Source organism: Flavobacterium sp. CHNK8, assembly GCF_019774515.1.
Taxonomy (GTDB): domain Bacteria; phylum Bacteroidota; class Bacteroidia; order Flavobacteriales; family Flavobacteriaceae; genus Flavobacterium; species Flavobacterium tiangeerense.
Window position 1 is genome coordinate 1,037,675 of sequence record NZ_CP081492.1, and the last position, 18,275, is coordinate 1,055,949.

8 protein-coding genes, 4 tRNA genes and 3 rRNA genes are annotated in these 18,275 nt (G+C 38.4%); 9 read left to right on the top strand and 6 right to left on the bottom strand.

The annotated features are described in order from the left end of the window. Positions 1 to 4: 4 nt before the first annotated feature. The 4 genes from K5V07_RS04495 to K5V07_RS04510 all read right to left on the bottom strand — a co-directional run bounded on the left by K5V07_RS04495 (position 5) and on the right by K5V07_RS04510 (position 6,250). Complete coding sequence (locus tag K5V07_RS04495) at positions 5 to 1,510, bottom strand: ankyrin repeat domain-containing protein (protein WP_221916556.1); 1,506 nt, start codon at positions 1,508 to 1,510, stop codon at positions 5 to 7. 201 nt (positions 1,511 to 1,711) lie between these two features. Next, complete coding sequence (locus tag K5V07_RS04500) at positions 1,712 to 2,185, bottom strand: DUF6265 family protein (RefSeq protein ID WP_221916557.1); 474 nt, start codon at positions 2,183 to 2,185, stop codon at positions 1,712 to 1,714. Between the two features lie 188 nt (positions 2,186 to 2,373). Beyond that, positions 2,374 to 4,665, bottom strand: coding sequence for a DNA topoisomerase 3 (locus K5V07_RS04505; RefSeq protein ID WP_221916558.1), 2,292 nt, complete (start codon positions 4,663 to 4,665; stop codon positions 2,374 to 2,376). A gap of 493 nt (positions 4,666 to 5,158) precedes the next feature. Continuing rightward, positions 5,159 to 6,250, bottom strand: coding sequence for a M42 family metallopeptidase (locus tag K5V07_RS04510; protein WP_144893333.1), 1,092 nt, complete (start codon positions 6,248 to 6,250; stop codon positions 5,159 to 5,161). A gap of 82 nt (positions 6,251 to 6,332) precedes the next feature. On the opposite strand from K5V07_RS04510, the gene K5V07_RS04515 reads away from it, so the two are divergent. The 9 genes from K5V07_RS04515 (at position 6,333) to pafA (ending at position 15,233) form a co-directional block, all read left to right on the top strand. Further along, positions 6,333 to 7,010, top strand: a complete 678-nt coding sequence (locus K5V07_RS04515) for a DUF4294 domain-containing protein (RefSeq protein WP_144893335.1) — start codon at positions 6,333 to 6,335, stop codon at positions 7,008 to 7,010. Between the two features lie 863 nt (positions 7,011 to 7,873). Continuing rightward, positions 7,874 to 9,387: ribosomal RNA gene (locus tag K5V07_RS04520) — 16S ribosomal RNA — on the top strand. Between the two features lie 131 nt (positions 9,388 to 9,518). Continuing rightward, positions 9,519 to 9,592: transfer RNA gene (locus K5V07_RS04525), tRNA-Ile, on the top strand. 97 nt (positions 9,593 to 9,689) lie between these two features. Continuing rightward, positions 9,690 to 9,763, top strand: a tRNA-Ala gene (locus K5V07_RS04530). 188 nt (positions 9,764 to 9,951) lie between these two features. Further along, a 23S ribosomal RNA gene (locus tag K5V07_RS04535) occupies positions 9,952 to 12,839 on the top strand. A gap of 150 nt (positions 12,840 to 12,989) precedes the next feature. Next, a 5S ribosomal RNA gene (gene rrf, locus K5V07_RS04540) occupies positions 12,990 to 13,099 on the top strand. The 16S, 23S and 5S rRNA genes sit together here with 4 tRNA genes alongside, the layout of an rRNA operon. 56 nt (positions 13,100 to 13,155) lie before the next feature. Beyond that, a tRNA-Phe gene (locus K5V07_RS04545) sits at positions 13,156 to 13,228 on the top strand. A gap of 7 nt (positions 13,229 to 13,235) precedes the next feature. Further along, positions 13,236 to 13,321: transfer RNA gene (locus K5V07_RS04550), tRNA-Leu, on the top strand. Between the two features lie 298 nt (positions 13,322 to 13,619). Continuing rightward, a complete protein-coding gene (pafA, locus tag K5V07_RS04555) occupies positions 13,620 to 15,233 on the top strand; it encodes an alkaline phosphatase PafA (protein WP_221916559.1) in 1,614 nt (537 codons plus the stop codon). 64 nt (positions 15,234 to 15,297) lie between these two features. Here pafA and lysA read toward each other — a convergent pair whose 3' ends face one another. Together lysA and K5V07_RS04565 are read right to left on the bottom strand one after the other, a co-directional pair. Continuing rightward, positions 15,298 to 16,518, bottom strand: a complete 1,221-nt coding sequence (gene lysA / locus K5V07_RS04560; RefSeq protein ID WP_221916560.1) for a diaminopimelate decarboxylase — start codon at positions 16,516 to 16,518, stop codon at positions 15,298 to 15,300. Positions 16,519 to 16,819: 301 nt separating this feature from the next. Beyond that, on the bottom strand, positions 16,820 to 18,274 hold the full coding sequence (locus K5V07_RS04565) for a glutamate synthase subunit beta (RefSeq protein ID WP_221916561.1): 1,455 nt from the start codon (positions 18,272 to 18,274) through the stop codon (positions 16,820 to 16,822). Position 18,275 lies beyond the last annotated feature (1 nt).

Consider the following 18,275-nt stretch of genomic DNA (forward strand, 5'->3'; position numbering starts at 1 on the left):
ATTTTTATTTTAAAAATTCTAGATCAATTTTGTTTGTGGTAAGCGTCTCATTTTCTTTAGCCAAAGAGTATGCCGTTTCATCAAATTCAGTAGTAATATCTTTTTTTACTCCTATACTTAATAAATATTTTAACATAACATCATCCTTTGCAATCATGGCGGCTTTGTGAAGTGCCGTTAATCCATCTTTGTTTTTTGAATTTAAGTCTATTGGCAAAGAAGACAATTTTTTTACCAAACCCAAATCATTTTTTGCAACTGCAAAATGGATTAAAGTACTGCCGTCTTTTTGAGTTGCATTTAAATCTAGTCCTTTTTCTTGTAAAAGTTTCATCTTCAAATCAAATGGATCTTGAACGGCACCGTTTGCGTTTTCTGGTTTACCGGCCATTGGCCTGTAGGATTGAATTAAATAGTACCCTAAATTGTTTTGATCTTTGTCTAATACTTTTGGATTTGCACCTTTGTTTAGTAGTACTGTAACTGCTTCGGGAGTTCCCGATTTCACAGCAAGCGTCAATGCCGATTCTCCTTTTTCATTTTGAGCATTGATATTTGAAACAAGTGGTAACAATAATTCTAATGCAGCTATGTCTCGGGCTGCTGCCGCCACCATGAGCGGAGTATTTCCTTCATTATTACTAGTGTTTACAGGAACACCTTTTGCCAGAAAATAATTGATTACTTCAATTTGGTTTGGCTTTCCTGCTAAAAAATGCAAAACCGTTTCTCCGTTTTTATTGGCAGTAGTAGGTTTAAGTTTTAAATCTTCTACTAAATATTTATAGGTCTCTATTGAAGTTACCTCTCTTCTTGATCCTTGAGCAGCAAAAAGTAATGCGTTGTTGGTATATTTTACTCCTTTTTCAATAAGTGATTTTAGCAAGGCTATATTTCCTGATCTTGCAGCATAATCAAAAGCGGTGTTTCCATCAGCATCAGTATCTTTTAAAGACATTCCTTTTGAAGTGAAATAATTTATAAGTGCTAAACTTTTATCACCAGCAATAGCCATGTGCATCAAGTTTACTCCATCTCTATATTTTTTCTTAGGATCTGTCCCTGCTTTAAAAAAAGCTTCGTAAAGTGCCGTGTTGCTTTGGGCTCCAATTGCGGCAAAAGTAAGTGGGGTTTCGCCTTTACTATCTTCCAGATTAATGTCAGACCCTTTTGCAATTAAAAGCTCTACAATTGCCGTATTCCCTTTGTTTGCTGCCCAATGTAAGTAAATACGATTGTCATGTGTCAATTTACTGACTTCATTGCCAGGTTGTTCTAAAAGGTATTTTATAGTCGCTTCTGGAGCATCATTGTTAATGGCCATTACGGTAACATCAAAAGCATTTGCTGTGGATGCTGATGGGCTATTGCCTTTGTCAATTTCAGCTTTTACAATATTCACATCTGGTTTTGTTTTCCAAAAAGTGGATTCTAATAAGGTATTTTTTTGCTGTGCACTTACTAACATTGTTGTTACAAAGGCCAACGAAACAAAAAGTTTATTTTTCATGTCAATAGTATTTGAATTTCTATTTTTAGCTACTTATTTAGATTAAATAAAAATAATATGTTGCAAATATAGAAACCCTTTTTGAAGAATTAAAATTATTTAGAATAAATATGAATAGTAAAGTAAAAAATTATCAAATTTCTTAGGGCTGTATCATACAAAAAATTAATTTACAGAGTTTTAACTGAAATTAGATTCTAACTACTTTTTCAAAACAAACTGTTCAGACGAAGGTTTTCCTTGCTGGATTCCGCTTATTTTGGCAATTATAGATTGGGATGACACTTGTTGGTAGGTAATAGTTCTAGGATAATCGTTTTTCGGGTTTTCAAAAACCATTGATTTTTCTGTTGCGCTATTTAAAGTAAAAACAACAGGTTGATCATTATGTTGTCCTTTTATTGTAGCCGTGTAAGTTAGATTATCACCCTTTTGTTGCAGTACAATTGTTTCATGGTGTATAGTATCCTTATCTTGTATGTAAAATGAGGTACCTAGTAAAGTACTATCATTGCCTTTTGTCCAGTTCTCAGTAAGAGTTCCGGTTGCTGTTTTGTATTTCCAGTTCCCAATGATCCATTGGGCTGCTTTAATTTTTTCTTTTTCGCTAGTTTTGCTTTTGTTACAACTAAAAATACATATTACGGACAAGATAATTAGGGCTGATTTTTTCATGGAATGTATTTAAGGATGAATATTTTGTGCCTTACAAATTTATAAAAAAGATGTGATTTCTGTTGAAATATTTATTCTTCAATTATAGTTTACTTGTTGTTCCTAGCCCAGATAGAAGCGGCATCCTTTTTATGATTTTTTTAAATCATAAAAAGATATAGCGGATAGCTGGATTAAGCTCCAGAAAACTAACTATTGCTTTTAAGAATTTGGTGTACAAGATCTTTTGTGGCAGCGACTCCGTTTAACTGCTCCCGAACCTTAATAAAACTAACGTTAAAGGTACAGCCTACTTTATACTGGCTGCATCCATAGGCTAGTTTTCCTTTTAATACGGTTCCTTTTTTGCATTTTGGGCAAGTTAATTCGTCGGGAACGGCTTTCGCCAAAGTCTTCTTTTGTTCAAGTATAAGTTGGAAATTTTCGTCTAAACGTAATAAACCTTCTACTGTACCGGCTTGTGTTTTAAAATCTTTCAAGTTTACGGTAGATCCTTTTTGCAATAAGCGCAAGTATTGATTTTCTGAAATCTTTTTTTCGGCATAAACATAAGGTAATAAAAAAGTACATCCAGATTGATACGCACTGCAACCGTAGGCTGTTTTTCCTTTTAGTAAAGATCCTTGTTTGCATTTCGGACATTTTTGTTGTGCAATTCCGTCAGGTGATTTTTTTACGGGTTTTGCAATTTTCTTTTCCTCATGCAGTGGTGTTGCATGTATGGCACGACGGGTTTCTAGACGAACTTCATCAACAAGTGTTCCTACCATTTGTTTCATATTATTAATGAATGAAGCAGCAGAATACGTTCCTTTTTCAATATCCCGAAGTTGTTTTTCCCAAGAACCCGTGAGTTCTGCTGATTTTACCATATCATTTTGAATGGTGTCAATCAGTTGAATGCCGGTTGCAGTGGGTAATACCTGTTTCTTATTACGAATAATATATTGCCTCTTGAATAAGGTTTCAATAATGTTAGCTCGGGTTGATGGTCTGCCAATACCATTTTCTTTCATAAGTTCGCGCAGGTCATCATCTTCAACTTGTTTTCCGGCGGTTTCCATGGCTCTTAATAAGGTAGCCTCGGTGAACTGATTGGGCGCTTTCGTTTCTTTTTCTAAAAAAGAAGGTTCATGAGGGCCGCTTTCGCCAATGGTGAATAAGGGTAAAAGATCGGTTTCTTTTTCCTTGGCATTTGGATCTTCAAAAACAACTCTCCATCCTTTTTTTAAAATTATTTTACCGGTTGTTTTAAAAACTACATCGGCGGCTTTACCCAGTACCGTAGTATTTGCCACAAGACAATCGTCATAAAAAACAGCAATAAAGCGTTTGGTTATAATATCGTATACTTGCTGGTGATTGTAGGACAAGTTATTTTGTACACCTGTGGGGATAATTGCATGGTGATCTGTTACCTTACTGTCATTAAAAACCTTACTTGATTTTTTTATTTTTTTATTCAATAAAGGAGCGGTCAATTGTGCGTAAGCCGTTATTTTTTGTAAAATACCAGGCACTTTTGGGTACACATCATTGGGCAAAAAAGTGGTGTCTACTCTAGGGTAGGTAATTACTTTTTGTTCGTATAACAGCTGTGCAATTTTTAAAGTTTCATCTGCTGAGAAACCAAATTTAGTGTTGCAATACACCTGTAATCCAGTAAGGTCAAATAATTTTGGAGCATACTCATTGCCGTTTTTCTTGTCAACAGCAATAATTTCAAACGGACTTTCTTTTACTTTTTGAGCCAGAATTTCACCTTCTTCTTTCTTTAAAAACCTACCTTCTTCATAATTAAAAAGAGTTTCACGGTACATGGTTTGTAATTCCCAGTAAGGTTGTGGCTTGAAATTCATAATTTCTTTATACCGTTCTACAACCATAGCAAGAGTAGGGGTTTGTACCCTACCTATAGATAACACTTGCTTGTATCCACCATGTTTTACAGTGTACAGTCGAGTGGCATTCATACCCAGCAACCAGTCACCAATAGCCCTAGAGAAACCAGCATAGAACAAGTTGTCGTATTGACTGGACGGTTTTAAGTTTTGGAAACCTTCTTTAATAGCCTCTGTAGTCAAAGAGGAAATCCAAAGTCGCATCACCACTCCTTTATAGTGTGCCTGGTTCATCACCCAGCGCTGAATGAGTTCTCCTTCTTGGCCCGCATCACCACAATTAATAACCATTTCTGCTTGGTCAAACAATTGTTTTACAATTTTAAACTGTTTTTGGATTCCTGAATTTTCCACCACTTTGGTTTCAAATTTCTCAGGAAGCATGGGTAAGTTATTCAAATCCCAACTTTTCCAGTGGGGTTTGTAATCATTAGGCTCTTTAAGCGTGCACAAATGTCCAAAAGTGTAGGTAACCGCATAACCATTCCCTTCATAATATCCATCTCGTTTAGTGTTGGCACCCAGTACTGTTGCAATTTCTCTTGCCACACTAGGTTTTTCGGCAATACATACCTTCATCTTCATATACATTTAAGGGCGCAAATTAGCAATTTAGAAAGGATATCAAAAAACAATTCACACAGAGTTTTAAAAAGCTTTTTTAGGAGCAGTACTTCTTTCTTAGTAAGTAAAACTCCTCCTGCTATCCGCTATATCTTTCATCCCGAAAAAATCGGGATAAAAGGATGCCGCTGCTATCAGGGCTAAATAGAATATATTCTTTTTCAATAGGAGTAAAGTGTAACACAAGAATGCTAAACTTAAATTTTTAGGGAAACTCTAGCGCATATATAATCCTATAACAGATTCAAATTGTTCTCATGAAAATGGTCAAGTATTCTTATTTATGGGATTTGCCAAGCATTAGATCCAAAAATAAAATGGAACTCTAAACTTTTTGACAAACTAAGTATATTAATATTTTCTTGGCTATCCGGGAATTAACCAGATAGCGAAGAAAAATTTAAAAACAACTCAAGGAAGGTTTTGAGTTGTTTTTAAATAGATACGACTACTCATTAAAATAAGAATACGTATCGTTGTTTTTTAATTGAAGTAAGGTTTTGTAAATAAGCTGTATCACATTTTCTACATCCGAGCGATCAACCATTTCCACTGTAGTGTGCATGTAACGTAGCGGTAAAGAGATCAAAGCCGATGCTACACCTCCGTTACTGTAGGCAAATGCATCAGTATCTGTGCCCGTTACTCTTGACGAAGCTAATCTTTGAAACGGAATCTCATTTTCAATGGCTGTATCAAGAATTATTTCGCGCAGTGTATTGTGTACAGCTGGCGCATAGGTAATTACTGGTCCTTTACCTATTTTGGTATCGCCTTCTATTTTTTTATCAATCATCGGCGTGGTTGAGTCATGACATACATCGGTTACAATAGCAACATTTGGTCGTATGGTTTTGGTAATCATTTCTGCGCCACGCAAGCCCACTTCCTCTTGCACAGAATTGGTAATATAAAGACCAAACGGTAGTGTGATTTTATTTTCGTGCAACATTCTAGCTACCTCGGCAATCATAAAACCACCCATTCGATTGTCAATGGCTCTGCAAACAAATTTGTTTTCATTTAAAATCATGAATTCGTCTGGATACGTAATTACACAGCCTACATGAACACCCATAGCTTCCACCTGCTCTTTGGTTTCACAACCTATATCAATAAAAATATTCTCAACTTTGGCAGTCTCTTCTTTTCCTCTGCTTCTTGTATGTATGGCTGGCCAGCCAAATACCCCTTTTACAATACCTTTTTTAGTATGAATATCCACTCTCTTTGATGGAGCAATTTGATGGTCAGATCCGCCGTTGCGTATCACATACAGTAATCCATCTTCAGTAATGTAATTTACATACCATGAAATTTCATCGGCATGTCCTTCAATAACTACTTTATATGGAGCATCAGGGTTTATAACTCCTACAGCAGTTCCATAGGTATCCGTAATAAAGGTATCTACATATGGGCGTAAATAATCCATCCATATTTTCTGACCTTCGCTTTCGTAGCCCGTAGGAGAGGCGTTGTTTAAGTATTTTTCTAAAAAGGCTAAGGAAGTTGTATTTAATAGTGTTGTTGTACTCATAAAATATTTTTTTTGCTAAATTAAAAATTTGGCATCACACTTGTACATATATTGTATAATTTTGATTTTAAAAATTCGAAACATGAAACCATTGCTTATAGCGTTATTAATTATTTTTTGTGTTCACTTCTCAAATGCACAGACAACACCTCAAGACACTACAAAAATAGGTTACGAACTTGGTGAAGATGAAAATGAAATAAATGACACCATACAACTACCAGAAATATTAATTTCAAAAGAGAAACTAGATCTAGAAGCTAGAAAGCAATTTCTATTGCTACAAAGCAGGGTGTATAGAGTCTATCCGTATGCAAAAGTAGCGTCAGAGCGATTGACTAATCTTAACAAAGGCATGGCGAATTTAAAAACCAATAAAGAGAAGAAAAAATATTTTAAGATAGTCGAAGGTTATTTGAGCAATGAATTCGAAGCCAAACTCAAAAAACTATCCCGCAAGCAAGGCCAAATATTAGTAAAGCTTATTCACAGGCAAACAGGTACTACTACTTATGAGCTTGTAAAAACCCTCAAGAGCGGTTGGAAAGCATTTTGGTCAAATACCGCAGCAAGTTTATTTGATATAAATCTTAAAACAAAATATGCTCCATATACCGTAAACGAAGACTATTTAATAGAAACTATATTATTTAGAGCGTTTGAAGCTGGAAGACTTCAAAACCAAAAACCAGCAATTGTTATAGATTATGATATTTTAAACGATTCCTGGGTAAAACGAGCTGAGAATTTAAAAAAATAATCAACTATTTACTTTCTATCAAATAAGAGATATGATAAGGGTAAGTGTTAATTGAGTCCTATTAGAATATCTGTATGCTCTATTTTATTGTTCTTCAAAAAAATCACCATTATATACATGTAATTTTTCCGCTCAAGGTTTGAGGAGCTTAAATACAGAGTATTCAATAGTGAGAACCCAACAGAGCAGATCATTTGAGGTTTACCTTATATATAGTATAGAAAACAATACTACCTAGATATATAGTAATAAAACTATCAAATCCCCATCAATGCTATGATTTCACTGTAAAACTATACTAATTGTAATTAACTGAAAAAAAGTTTATGCTTTAAGAGTCGTTTAATCAGTGCTTTAGTTTAAAAGTTAAGAAAAGATTAAAAAAAGGCGAATAAAAAGCTTGTAAAAGCGAATAAAGGTTGTAGTTTTGCACCCGCAATGACGCAGACGTTCTTTAAAATACTGACAAGAAAAACAAAGTTAATAGAGATTTACTCTTTAGAAAAAACTTTAAAAAAAGCTTGTGAGATTTAAAAACGAAAGTTATCTTTGCACCCCGCAAAACAACGGAAGTTCTTTGAGAGATTGATAAGAGAAAGAGAAGCGAACGAGATAAAAATTATCTCAAAAAAACTTCAAATTTTTCTTGCCAGTTAAAAAAAGAATAACTACTTTTGCACCCGTTTTGAGAAACAAACGAAAGGCGAAAAAATAGTAAGACACGTTCCTAGACATATTGAATTGACAGCCGTTTTGTTCGCAAGAACAGAACAAAAGAATAAGAGTAATAGAATCGGAAGATTTGAAAAAACCACTAGAATTTAGTCGAATAATAATAGCTTGATTTATCAAGCAAACAATATACGATGAAGAGTTTGATCCTGGCTCAGGATGAACGCTAGCGGCAGGCTTAACACATGCAAGTCGAGGGGTATAGGTTTTCGGACCTAGAGACCGGCGCACGGGTGCGTAACGCGTATGCAATCTACCTTTCACAGAGGGATAGCCCAGAGAAATTTGGATTAATACCTCATAGTATAGCAGTTTCGCATGAAACCACTATTAAAGTCACAACGGTGAAAGATGAGCATGCGTCCCATTAGCTAGTTGGTAAGGTAACGGCTTACCAAGGCAACGATGGGTAGGGGTCCTGAGAGGGAGATCCCCCACACTGGTACTGAGACACGGACCAGACTCCTACGGGAGGCAGCAGTGAGGAATATTGGACAATGGGCGCAAGCCTGATCCAGCCATGCCGCGTGCAGGATGACGGTCCTATGGATTGTAAACTGCTTTTGTACAGGAAGAAACACCTCTACGTGTAGAGACTTGACGGTACTGTAAGAATAAGGATCGGCTAACTCCGTGCCAGCAGCCGCGGTAATACGGAGGATCCAAGCGTTATCCGGAATCATTGGGTTTAAAGGGTCCGTAGGCGGTCAGATAAGTCAGTGGTGAAAGCCCATCGCTCAACGGTGGAACGGCCATTGATACTGTCTGACTTGAATTATTAGGAAGTAACTAGAATATGTAGTGTAGCGGTGAAATGCTTAGAGATTACATGGAATACCAATTGCGAAGGCAGGTTACTACTAATGGATTGACGCTGATGGACGAAAGCGTGGGTAGCGAACAGGATTAGATACCCTGGTAGTCCACGCCGTAAACGATGGATACTAGCTGTTGGGAGCAATCTCAGTGGCTAAGCGAAAGTGATAAGTATCCCACCTGGGGAGTACGTTCGCAAGAATGAAACTCAAAGGAATTGACGGGGGCCCGCACAAGCGGTGGAGCATGTGGTTTAATTCGATGATACGCGAGGAACCTTACCAAGGCTTAAATGTAGATTGACCGGTTTGGAAACAGACTTTTCGCAAGACAATTTACAAGGTGCTGCATGGTTGTCGTCAGCTCGTGCCGTGAGGTGTCAGGTTAAGTCCTATAACGAGCGCAACCCCTGTTGTTAGTTGCCAGCGAGTCAAGTCGGGAACTCTAACAAGACTGCCAGTGCAAACTGTGAGGAAGGTGGGGATGACGTCAAATCATCACGGCCCTTACGCCTTGGGCTACACACGTGCTACAATGGCCGGTACAGAGAGCAGCCACTGGGCGACCAGGAGCGAATCTATAAAACCGGTCACAGTTCGGATCGGAGTCTGCAACTCGACTCCGTGAAGCTGGAATCGCTAGTAATCGGATATCAGCCATGATCCGGTGAATACGTTCCCGGGCCTTGTACACACCGCCCGTCAAGCCATGGAAGCTGGGGGTGCCTGAAGTCGGTGACCGCAAGGAGCTGCCTAGGGTAAAACTGGTAACTAGGGCTAAGTCGTAACAAGGTAGCCGTACCGGAAGGTGCGGCTGGAACACCTCCTTTCTAGAGCCTTAGTGTTAGTAGTAATACACGCTAGGGAAAGAAGACGAAAGTTCAAGTTGGAAACAGATACCAACATTTTATTACTCTTGCTGTTAATTTAAAAAAAAAGAATAAAAATTTAAGAATAAGAGTGTCTCGTAGCTCAGCTGGTTAGAGTACTACACTGATAATGTAGGGGTCGACAGTTCGAGTCTGTCCGAGACAACTATTTACTCTTAGAGAAGGAAATTTTAGAAGTTGAGAGATTAAGGATCAAGAAGTTCATAATTTTTAATTCGTAATTTTTAATTTTTAATTAAAAAGGGGGATTAGCTCAGCTGGCTAGAGCGCCTGCCTTGCACGCAGGAGGTCAACGGTTCGACTCCGTTATTCTCCACAAATTTAGTCGAAAGACTAAAGTCTAAAAGTCAAAAGTAAGACTTTATGACCTTAGACTTTATAACTTTCGAGCTAAATAAAGTTCATTGACATATTGAGATAAGAAATAATAAAAAGTAGAAAGCGTTTTTTACTATTTATAGTAAAAGACAAAAAAAACGGTCTTAATTAAATTTAAGATTGGTACAATAAGCAAAATAAGGGCGTATGGGGGATGCCTTGGCTCTCAGAGGCGATGAAAGGCGTGATAAGCTGCGAAAAGTTACGGGGAGCAGCACACATGCGTTGATCCGTAAATACCTGAATGGGGCAACCCACTATCTTGAAGAGATAGTACACCGATAGGTGGGCAAACCCGCTGAACTGAAACATCTAAGTAGGCGGAGGAGAAGAAAACAAAAGTGATTCCGTAAGTAGTGGCGAGCGAACGCGGATTAGCCCAAACCAATGTTGTTACGGCAATGTTGGGGTTGTAGGACCACGACATTTTATGTACAAGGAACCGGAAGTTACTGGAAAGTGACACCATAGAGGGTGATAGTCCCGTATGGGTAACGAGTATAATGAATAGTGGTATCCTGAGTAGGGCGGGGCACGTGAAACCCTGTCTGAATTTGGCGGGACCATCCGCTAAGGCTAAATACTCCTGAGAGACCGATAGTGAACCAGTACCGTGAGGGAAAGGTGAAAAGAACCGTGAATAACGGAGTGAAATAGATCCTGAAACCATACGCTTACAAGCGGTCGGAGCCCTTTCGTGGGGTGACGGCGTGCCTTTTGCATAATGAGCCTACGAGTTAACGTTGCTGGCAAGGATAAGTGGTTAAGCCACGGATCCGTAGCGAAAGCGAGTCTGAATAGGGCGCTTTAGTCAGTAGTGTTAGACGCGAAACCGTGTGATCTACCCATGGGCAGGATGAAGCGCTGGTAACACAGTGTGGAGGTCCGAACCGGTTGACGTTGAAAAGTCTTCGGATGACCTGTGGGTAGGGGTGAAAGGCCAATCAAACTCGGAAATAGCTCGTACTCCCCGAAATGCATTTAGGTGCAGCGCACGGCCATAAAGTTATATAGAGGTAGAGCTACTGATTGGATGCGGGGGCTTCACCGCCTACCAATTCCTGACAAACTCCGAATGCTATATAATGTTTCCGTGCAGTGAGGGCTTGGGTGCTAAGGTCCAAGTCCGAGAGGGAAAGAACCCAGACCATCAGCTAAGGTCCCCAAATATACGCTAAGTTGAAAGAACGAGGTTTGTCTGCCCAGACAGCTAGGATGTTGGCTTGGAAGCAGCCATTCATTTAAAGAGTGCGTAACAGCTCACTAGTCGAGCGGACGAGCATGGATAATAATCGGGCATAAGCGTATTACCGAAGCTATGGATTTCATATTAAATTATGGAGTGGTAGGGGAGCATTCTAACAGGGTTGAAGGTGTGTCGTAAGGCATGCTGGACTGGTTAGAAAAGAAAATGTAGGCATAAGTAACGATAATGCGGGCGAGAAACCCGCACACCGAAAGACTAAGGTTTCCACAGCTATGCTAATCAGCTGTGGGTTAGTCGGGACCTAAGGCGAACCCGAAAGGGACAGTCGATGGACAACGGGTTAATATTCCCGTACTAGTTATTACTGTGATGGGGTGACGGAGTGATGAAAGCGCCGCGAACTGACGGAATAGTTCGTTGAAGTACCTACCTATAAGACCCGCAGGCAAATCCACGGGTTTTGGGGAAATACGATAGTACTCGGATACTTCGGTAGAAGAGATAGTGCGCCTAAGGGCTTCCAAGAAAAACCTCTAAACTTCAGGTAATAAGTACCCGTACCGCAAACCGACACAGGTAGTCGAGGAGAGAATCCTAAGGTGCTCGAGAGATTCATGGCTAAGGAATTAGGCAAAATAGACCCGTAACTTCGGGAGAAGGGTCGCCAGCAGCAATGCTGGCCGCAGTGAAGAGGTCCAGGCGACTGTTTATCAAAAACACAGGGCTCTGCAAAATCGTAAGATGAAGTATAGGGCCTGACACCTGCCCGGTGCTGGAAGGTTAAGAGGAGATGTTATCTTCGGAGAAGCATTGAATTGAAGCCCCAGTAAACGGCGGCCGTAACTATAACGGTCCTAAGGTAGCGAAATTCCTTGTCGGGTAAGTTCCGACCTGCACGAATGGTGTAACGATCTGGACACTGTCTCAGCCATGAGCTCGGTGAAATTGTAGTAGCGGTGAAGATGCCGCTTACCCGCAGTGGGACGAAAAGACCCTGTGCACCTTTACTATAGCTTAGTATTGACCTTGGATAAATGATGTGTAGGATAGGTTGGAGACTGTGAAGTGGCGTCGCTAGGCGTTGTGGAGTCATTGTTGAAATACAACCCTTTGTTTATCTGAGGCCTAACCCCGCACAAGCGGGGGACATTGCTTGGTGGGTAGTTTGACTGGGGTGGTCGCCTCCAAAAGAGTAACGGAGGCTTCTAAAGGTTCCCTCAGTACGCTTGGTAACCGTGCGTAGAGTGCAATGGCATAAGGGAGCTTGACTGAGAGACATACAGGTCGATCAGGTACGAAAGTAGAGCATAGTGATCCGGTGGTTCCGCATGGAAGGGCCATCGCTCAAAGGATAAAAGGTACGCCGGGGATAACAGGCTGATCTCCCCCAAGAGCTCATATCGACGGGGGGGTTTGGCACCTCGATGTCGGCTCGTCACATCCTGGGGCTGGAGAAGGTCCCAAGGGTTGGGCTGTTCGCCCATTAAAGTGGCACGCGAGCTGGGTTCAGAACGTCGTGAGACAGTTCGGTCTCTATCTACTGTGGGCGCAAGAAATTTGAGTGGATCTGATTCTAGTACGAGAGGACCGAATTGGACAAACCTCTAGTGTATCTGTTGTCACGCCAGTGGCACCGCAGAGTAGCTACGTTTGGAAGGGATAAGCGCTGAAAGCATATAAGCGCGAAACCCACCACAAGATGAGATTTCTTTTAAGGGTCGTGGGAGATGACCACGTTGATAGGCTATAGATGTAAAGGCAGTAATGTCATAGTCGAGTAGTACTAATAACCCGTAAGCTTATGTACACCCTTTTCCCGAGTCGCAAGGCTCGGGGAGAAACTTTCTAATACACTTTTTATATTCTTTATCTCAGTATGTTAAGATATTATGTAATTGATGTTTATTATACAATGTAAACAACATTACAAAAATTGCCCAAAGCAATTATAACTTCTTAAGGTGGTTATTGCGGCGGGGCTCACCTCTTCCCATCCCGAACAGAGTAGTTAAGCCCGCCTGCGCAGATGGTACTGCAGTTATGTGGGAGAGTATGTCGTCGCCTTTCTTTGAAAAGCCTATCTGAAAAGATAGGCTTTTTTTTAATTTACTTCTTTTAAGTAAGGTACCTTAGCTCAGATGGTAGAGCAATGGACTGAAAATCCATGTGTCCCTGGTTCGATCCCTGGAGGTACCACAACATCGCTCGGATGGTGAAATTGGTAGACACGCTGGACTTAAAATCCAGTGAACAGCAATGTTCGTGCGGGTTCAAGTCCCGCTCTGAGTACAAAATCCTTGTAAACTCCCTATTTTTTAGGGAGTTTTTTGCGTTTATATTGCACGATATTAGAATTTTGATACTTTGAAAAAAGATAATTGATTCTAAATATGAATAATCTATTTTTTCTCGTATTATTTATAAACGATTTTATTTTTCCTTTTTCAGTTTATATTTTTTTTTATTTAAACTCAATATTTTAATTTTTGTTAGGGTTAACAATTTATTAATTTAGTATCATGAGGTAGTTGTGAAGAGTGGGTTTGAACTTTATGTTGTATTTTTGTCTAAAATATAAATATATAATATGAAGAGAATTATTTTGTTTTTGACAGTTATTTTGTCTTTAAACTCACAAGCTCAGCAACGCCCTAAATTGGTAGTGGGTATAGTAGTAGATCAAATGAAAATGGAGTACTTATATCGTTTTTCAGATGATTTTTCTGCAAATGGATTTAAAAGATTAATGAATAATGGATATACTTTTCATAATATGCATTATAATTATGTGCCAACTTATACTGCGCCTGGTCATGCCAGTATTTATACTGGAGCAACTCCATCAACGCATGGTATTGTTGGAAATGATTGGTTCAATAAAGCGACTGGAAAAAATATGTATTGTACCGATGACGCATCCGTTAAGATGGTGGGAGAAGGTACTGAAAAAGAGGGTGCGATGTCACCAAGAAATCTTTTAAGTACCACAATTACTGATGAGTTGAGAATGGCAACCAATTTTAAAAGTAAAGTTATTGGATTAAGTATTAAAGACCGTGGTGCTATTTTGCCAGCAGGACATTTTGCAAATTGGGCATTTTGGTATAGCTCAACAGGTTCATTTATTTCAAGTACGTTTTATGGTGCAAGTTTGCCAAATTGGGTAACTGAATTCAACCAAGAAAAAAGGTATATGAACTATATCAATAAAGGTTGGAATTTATTGAAGCCATTATCTACTTACAATGAAAGTTTAGCGGATGATAATCCATACGAGGGGAAATTGGATAAAGCAAATGGTCCTGTTTTTCCTTATGATTTGGCTAAAATCTACAAAGAAAAAGGTGCTGATGTTTTGCGAACTACACCCTTTGGTAATGATATTTTGGCAGATTTAGCGATGAAAGCTATTGAAAAAGAGGAGTTAGGAAAAGACGATATCACTGATTTTCTAACAGTTAGTTTTTCTTCGACTGATTATGTTGGTCATACTTTTGGACCTCGTTCTATAGAATTACAAGATACCTATTTACGTCTTGATCAAAATTTAGAACAGTTTTTAAATTACTTAGACAAAACAGTTGGAAAGGATAATTATTTAGTTTTTTTGACTGCTGATCATGCTGGTGCAGAAAATCCAAATTATTTAAAGGATAATAAATACAATGTAAAAAATGTTCCTACTAAAGGTTTTGTGGAATCCTTAAAGAAATTTTCAAATGAAACTTTTGGAGTTGATCTTATCTTGGACTATTCTAATTTCAATGTATTTTTCAATTTGGACTTGGTAAAACAAAAAGGTTTAGAATTGACAAAAGTAAAAGAGAGCTTTAGAGGATTTTTGATGACACAAGAGCATATCAAAAGAGTGTATACTGAGGAAGAAATTTTAGCTTCTTCAGGTGATGATTACTTCTTAAGTTTTATAGCTAAAGGTTATGATCCTAAACAGAATGGTGAGTTAGTGATTTTAGATAAGACTGGCTATATGGAATATCAAGCTACAGGAACAACACATGGATCTCCAAATAGTTATGATACTCATGTGCCGCTTCTTTTTTATGGATGGCATGTACCGAAAGGAGAGTTACACGCAAAAACGTACATAACTCAAATTGTACCTACGTTGTCTCAAATGTTAAAAATTCCGTTTACGAATGGCACTGAGTCAGAAGTTTTAGAAACTTTACTTGATAAGTAATAATATTTAGAATTGAAAAAATCCCATTTACAACTGCTTGACAGTGTAAATGGGATTTTCTATTTTAAACCGCTGCTATTGCTTGTGGTAACGGAATTTGATTTTTTAACAAATCTTCAAAGGTTTCGTGGGCTCTGATTAAATGTCCTTCGCCGTTCATCCATAAAACTTCGGCTGGTTTGTATCTGGAGTTATAGTTTGATGCCATAGAGAAACAATAGGCTCCTGCATTTCTAAAAGAGAGTATATCACCTTCTTTGATTTCGGCAATTCTTCTGTTGTTTGCAAATGTATCCGTTTCGCAGATATATCCTACTACAGAGTAAAAACGCTCTTTCCCTTTTGGATTTGAGATGTTTTCTATGTGGTGTTGTGAGCCATATAACATTGGACGAATTAAGTGATTGAAACCACTGTCAATTCCAGCAAAAACAGTTGATGTTGTTTGTTTAACGACATTAACTTTTGCTAAGAAATATCCAGCTTCACTTACAAGGAATTTTCCAGGTTCGAAAATCAATGTTAATTCTTTTCCGTACTCATCACAGAAGGCATTAAATCGTTTCGATAATTTTTTACCCAATTCTTCAATATCTGTTTCGATATCGTCTTTTTTGTAAGGTACTTTAAATCCACTTCCAAAATCTAAGAATTCTAAGTTTTTGAAATTTCTAGCTGCATCAAATAATATTTCAGCCGCATATAAAAATACTTCAATATCTAAAATATCCGAACCAGTGTGCATGTGTATACCTACAATGTTCATTTTTGTATTTTCGACAATTCGAACTAAATGAGGTAACTGATGAACTGAAATTCCAAATTTACTGTCGATATGACCTACAGATATATTGGCGTTTCCTCCTGCCATAACGTGCGGATTGATTCGGATGCAAACTGGTACATTTGGATATTTTGTTCCAAATTGTTCCAAAATTGAAAGATTATCAATGTTTACTTGCACTCCCATTGCTGCAACTTCTTCTATTTCTTCAAGCGATACACCGTTTGGAGTATAAAATATTTTTTCAGGTTCATATCCTGCGTGTAAGCCTAATTGTACTTCTTGTATAGAAACCGTATCTAAACCTGAACCCATTTCTCGTAACAATTGAAGTATCGCCACGTTTGATAAGGCTTTCATTGCATAATTGATGCGCAACTGTTTTACTTTAGAAAAAGCTTTGGATAATCTGTTGTATTGAGATTGTATTTTTTCGGCATCATATACATATAATGGACTACCAAATTGTTCTGCTAATTGTACTAAGTCTTTTGATTGCATAATTATTAATTTTGAGCAAATTTATTACTCTTTATTTAGTCCTACAAGGGAAGATATGAATTCTAACAAATTGTAACAAAAAGTTATATTTTAAACAAATTAGTGTTTTAGATACGAATTTTCAATTTGGGTGAGGGATGGCAGCGGATAGCCCACAGTTTCGTCTTTTTAGACGAGACGAGGACTTGAAGCGAACAGCCCGACGCTACCGAAACGATAGTGGAGGTAGGGGCACCTCCTAAAAAATAAAATGACTGCCCATAAAGGAATTGGCAGTCATTTTTTGATTGTTTAAAACTATTTATAGGCTAGGCAAATCACCATTTCCTTTGGTTGGTAAATTGGTATAACCCATCAAGTATTTATCTACTTCTCTGGCGGCTTCGCGACCTTCAGAAATTGCCCAAACAATTAATGATTGTCCTCTACGCATGTCACCTGCGGTAAATATATGTGGAATATTGGTTTGGTAATTGGTAGCTTGATAGTTGTTTCGGGTATCAATTTTGATGCCTAACTGCTCGCTTAATGTTTTCTCGGGACCTGTAAAACCGAGTGCTAACAAAGCCAAGTCACAAGGCCAGATTTTTTCGGAACCTTCTTTTTCAATTAATTCAGGTCGCTGACCAGGTGTCATTTTCCAAGCTACTTCAACGGTTTTTAATCCAACCAACTCTCCAGCTTCATTGGCTATAAATTCCTTCGTATTGATGAGCCAGTTTCTATCGCAACCCTCTTCGTGAGAGCTAGATGTTTTTAGTTGCAAAGGCCAAAAAGGCCATGGAGTGGACTCGCTTCGGCTTACCGGAGGTTTTGGTAAAATTTCAAAATTAGTGACTGATTTGGCACCATGGCGGTTTGAAGTTCCTACACAGTCTGAACCGGTATCTCCACCACCAATAACGATAACATTTTTATCAGTTGCTTTGATTTGATTTTGAATTGATTCACCGTATAATGCTTTGGTTTGTTGTGTTAAAAAGTCCATAGCCTGCACCACGCCTTTGCTTTCAATTCCTTTTGTTGGTAAACTGCGACGCTCTGTAGCACCACCGCATAATACAACTGAATCGAAATTATTGAGTTCTGAAATTTCATAATTTACTCCTACATTGACATTGGTTTTAAAAGTAATTCCCTCCGCTTCTAAAACTTTTGTACGTCTGTCGATTATTGCTTTTTCGAGTTTGAAATTTGGAATTCCATAACGCAATAATCCACCAATGGCATTGTCTCTTTCAAAGACGGTAACAGTATGCCCAGCACGATTTAATTGTTGTGCTGCTGCAAGACCAGCAGGACCAGAGCCAATTACGGCGACTGTTTTTCCGGTTCTAACCTCTGGAGGTTGTGGTTTGATCCAACCTTCGGCAAAGCCTCTTTCTATAATATTTTTTTCAATATTTTCGATAGCAACTGGCTCGCTAATGATTCCTAGAACACATGATTTTTCGCAAGGAGCTGGGCAAAGTCTTCCTGTAAATTCAGGAAAATTATTGGTGGATTGTAATATTTTCAGTGCACTTTCCCATTCCTCCTGATGCACCATATCGTTAAAATCAGGAATTAAGTTTCCTAACGGACATGAGCTGTGGCAGAATGGAATGCCGCAATCCATACACCTGGAGCCTTGTTCTTTGATTTTATCTTTGGTTAACGGAATTGTAAATTCATTATAATTTGAAACTCTTTCTGGAATTGCAACATTACTTTCGTCGGTTCTAGAATATTCTTTAAATCCTCCTATTTTTCCCATG

Coding starts and splice junctions, on each gene's coding strand:
- K5V07_RS04500 (WP_221916557.1), bottom strand. CDS start 2,185: ATGAAAAAATCAGCCCTAATTATCTTGTCCGTAATATGTATTTTTAGT.
- K5V07_RS04510 (WP_144893333.1), bottom strand. CDS start 6,250: ATGAGTACAACAACACTATTAAATACAACTTCCTTAGCCTTTTTAGAA.
- K5V07_RS04565 (WP_221916561.1), bottom strand. CDS start 18,274: ATGGGAAAAATAGGAGGATTTAAAGAATATTCTAGAACCGACGAAAGT.
- lysA (WP_221916560.1), bottom strand. CDS start 16,518: ATGCAATCAAAAGACTTAGTACAATTAGCAGAACAATTTGGTAGTCCA.
- pafA (WP_221916559.1), top strand. CDS start 13,620: ATGAAGAGAATTATTTTGTTTTTGACAGTTATTTTGTCTTTAAACTCA.
- K5V07_RS04495 (WP_221916556.1), bottom strand. CDS start 1,510: ATGAAAAATAAACTTTTTGTTTCGTTGGCCTTTGTAACAACAATGTTA.
- K5V07_RS04515 (WP_144893335.1), top strand. CDS start 6,333: ATGAAACCATTGCTTATAGCGTTATTAATTATTTTTTGTGTTCACTTC.
- K5V07_RS04505 (WP_221916558.1), bottom strand. CDS start 4,665: ATGAAGGTATGTATTGCCGAAAAACCTAGTGTGGCAAGAGAAATTGCA.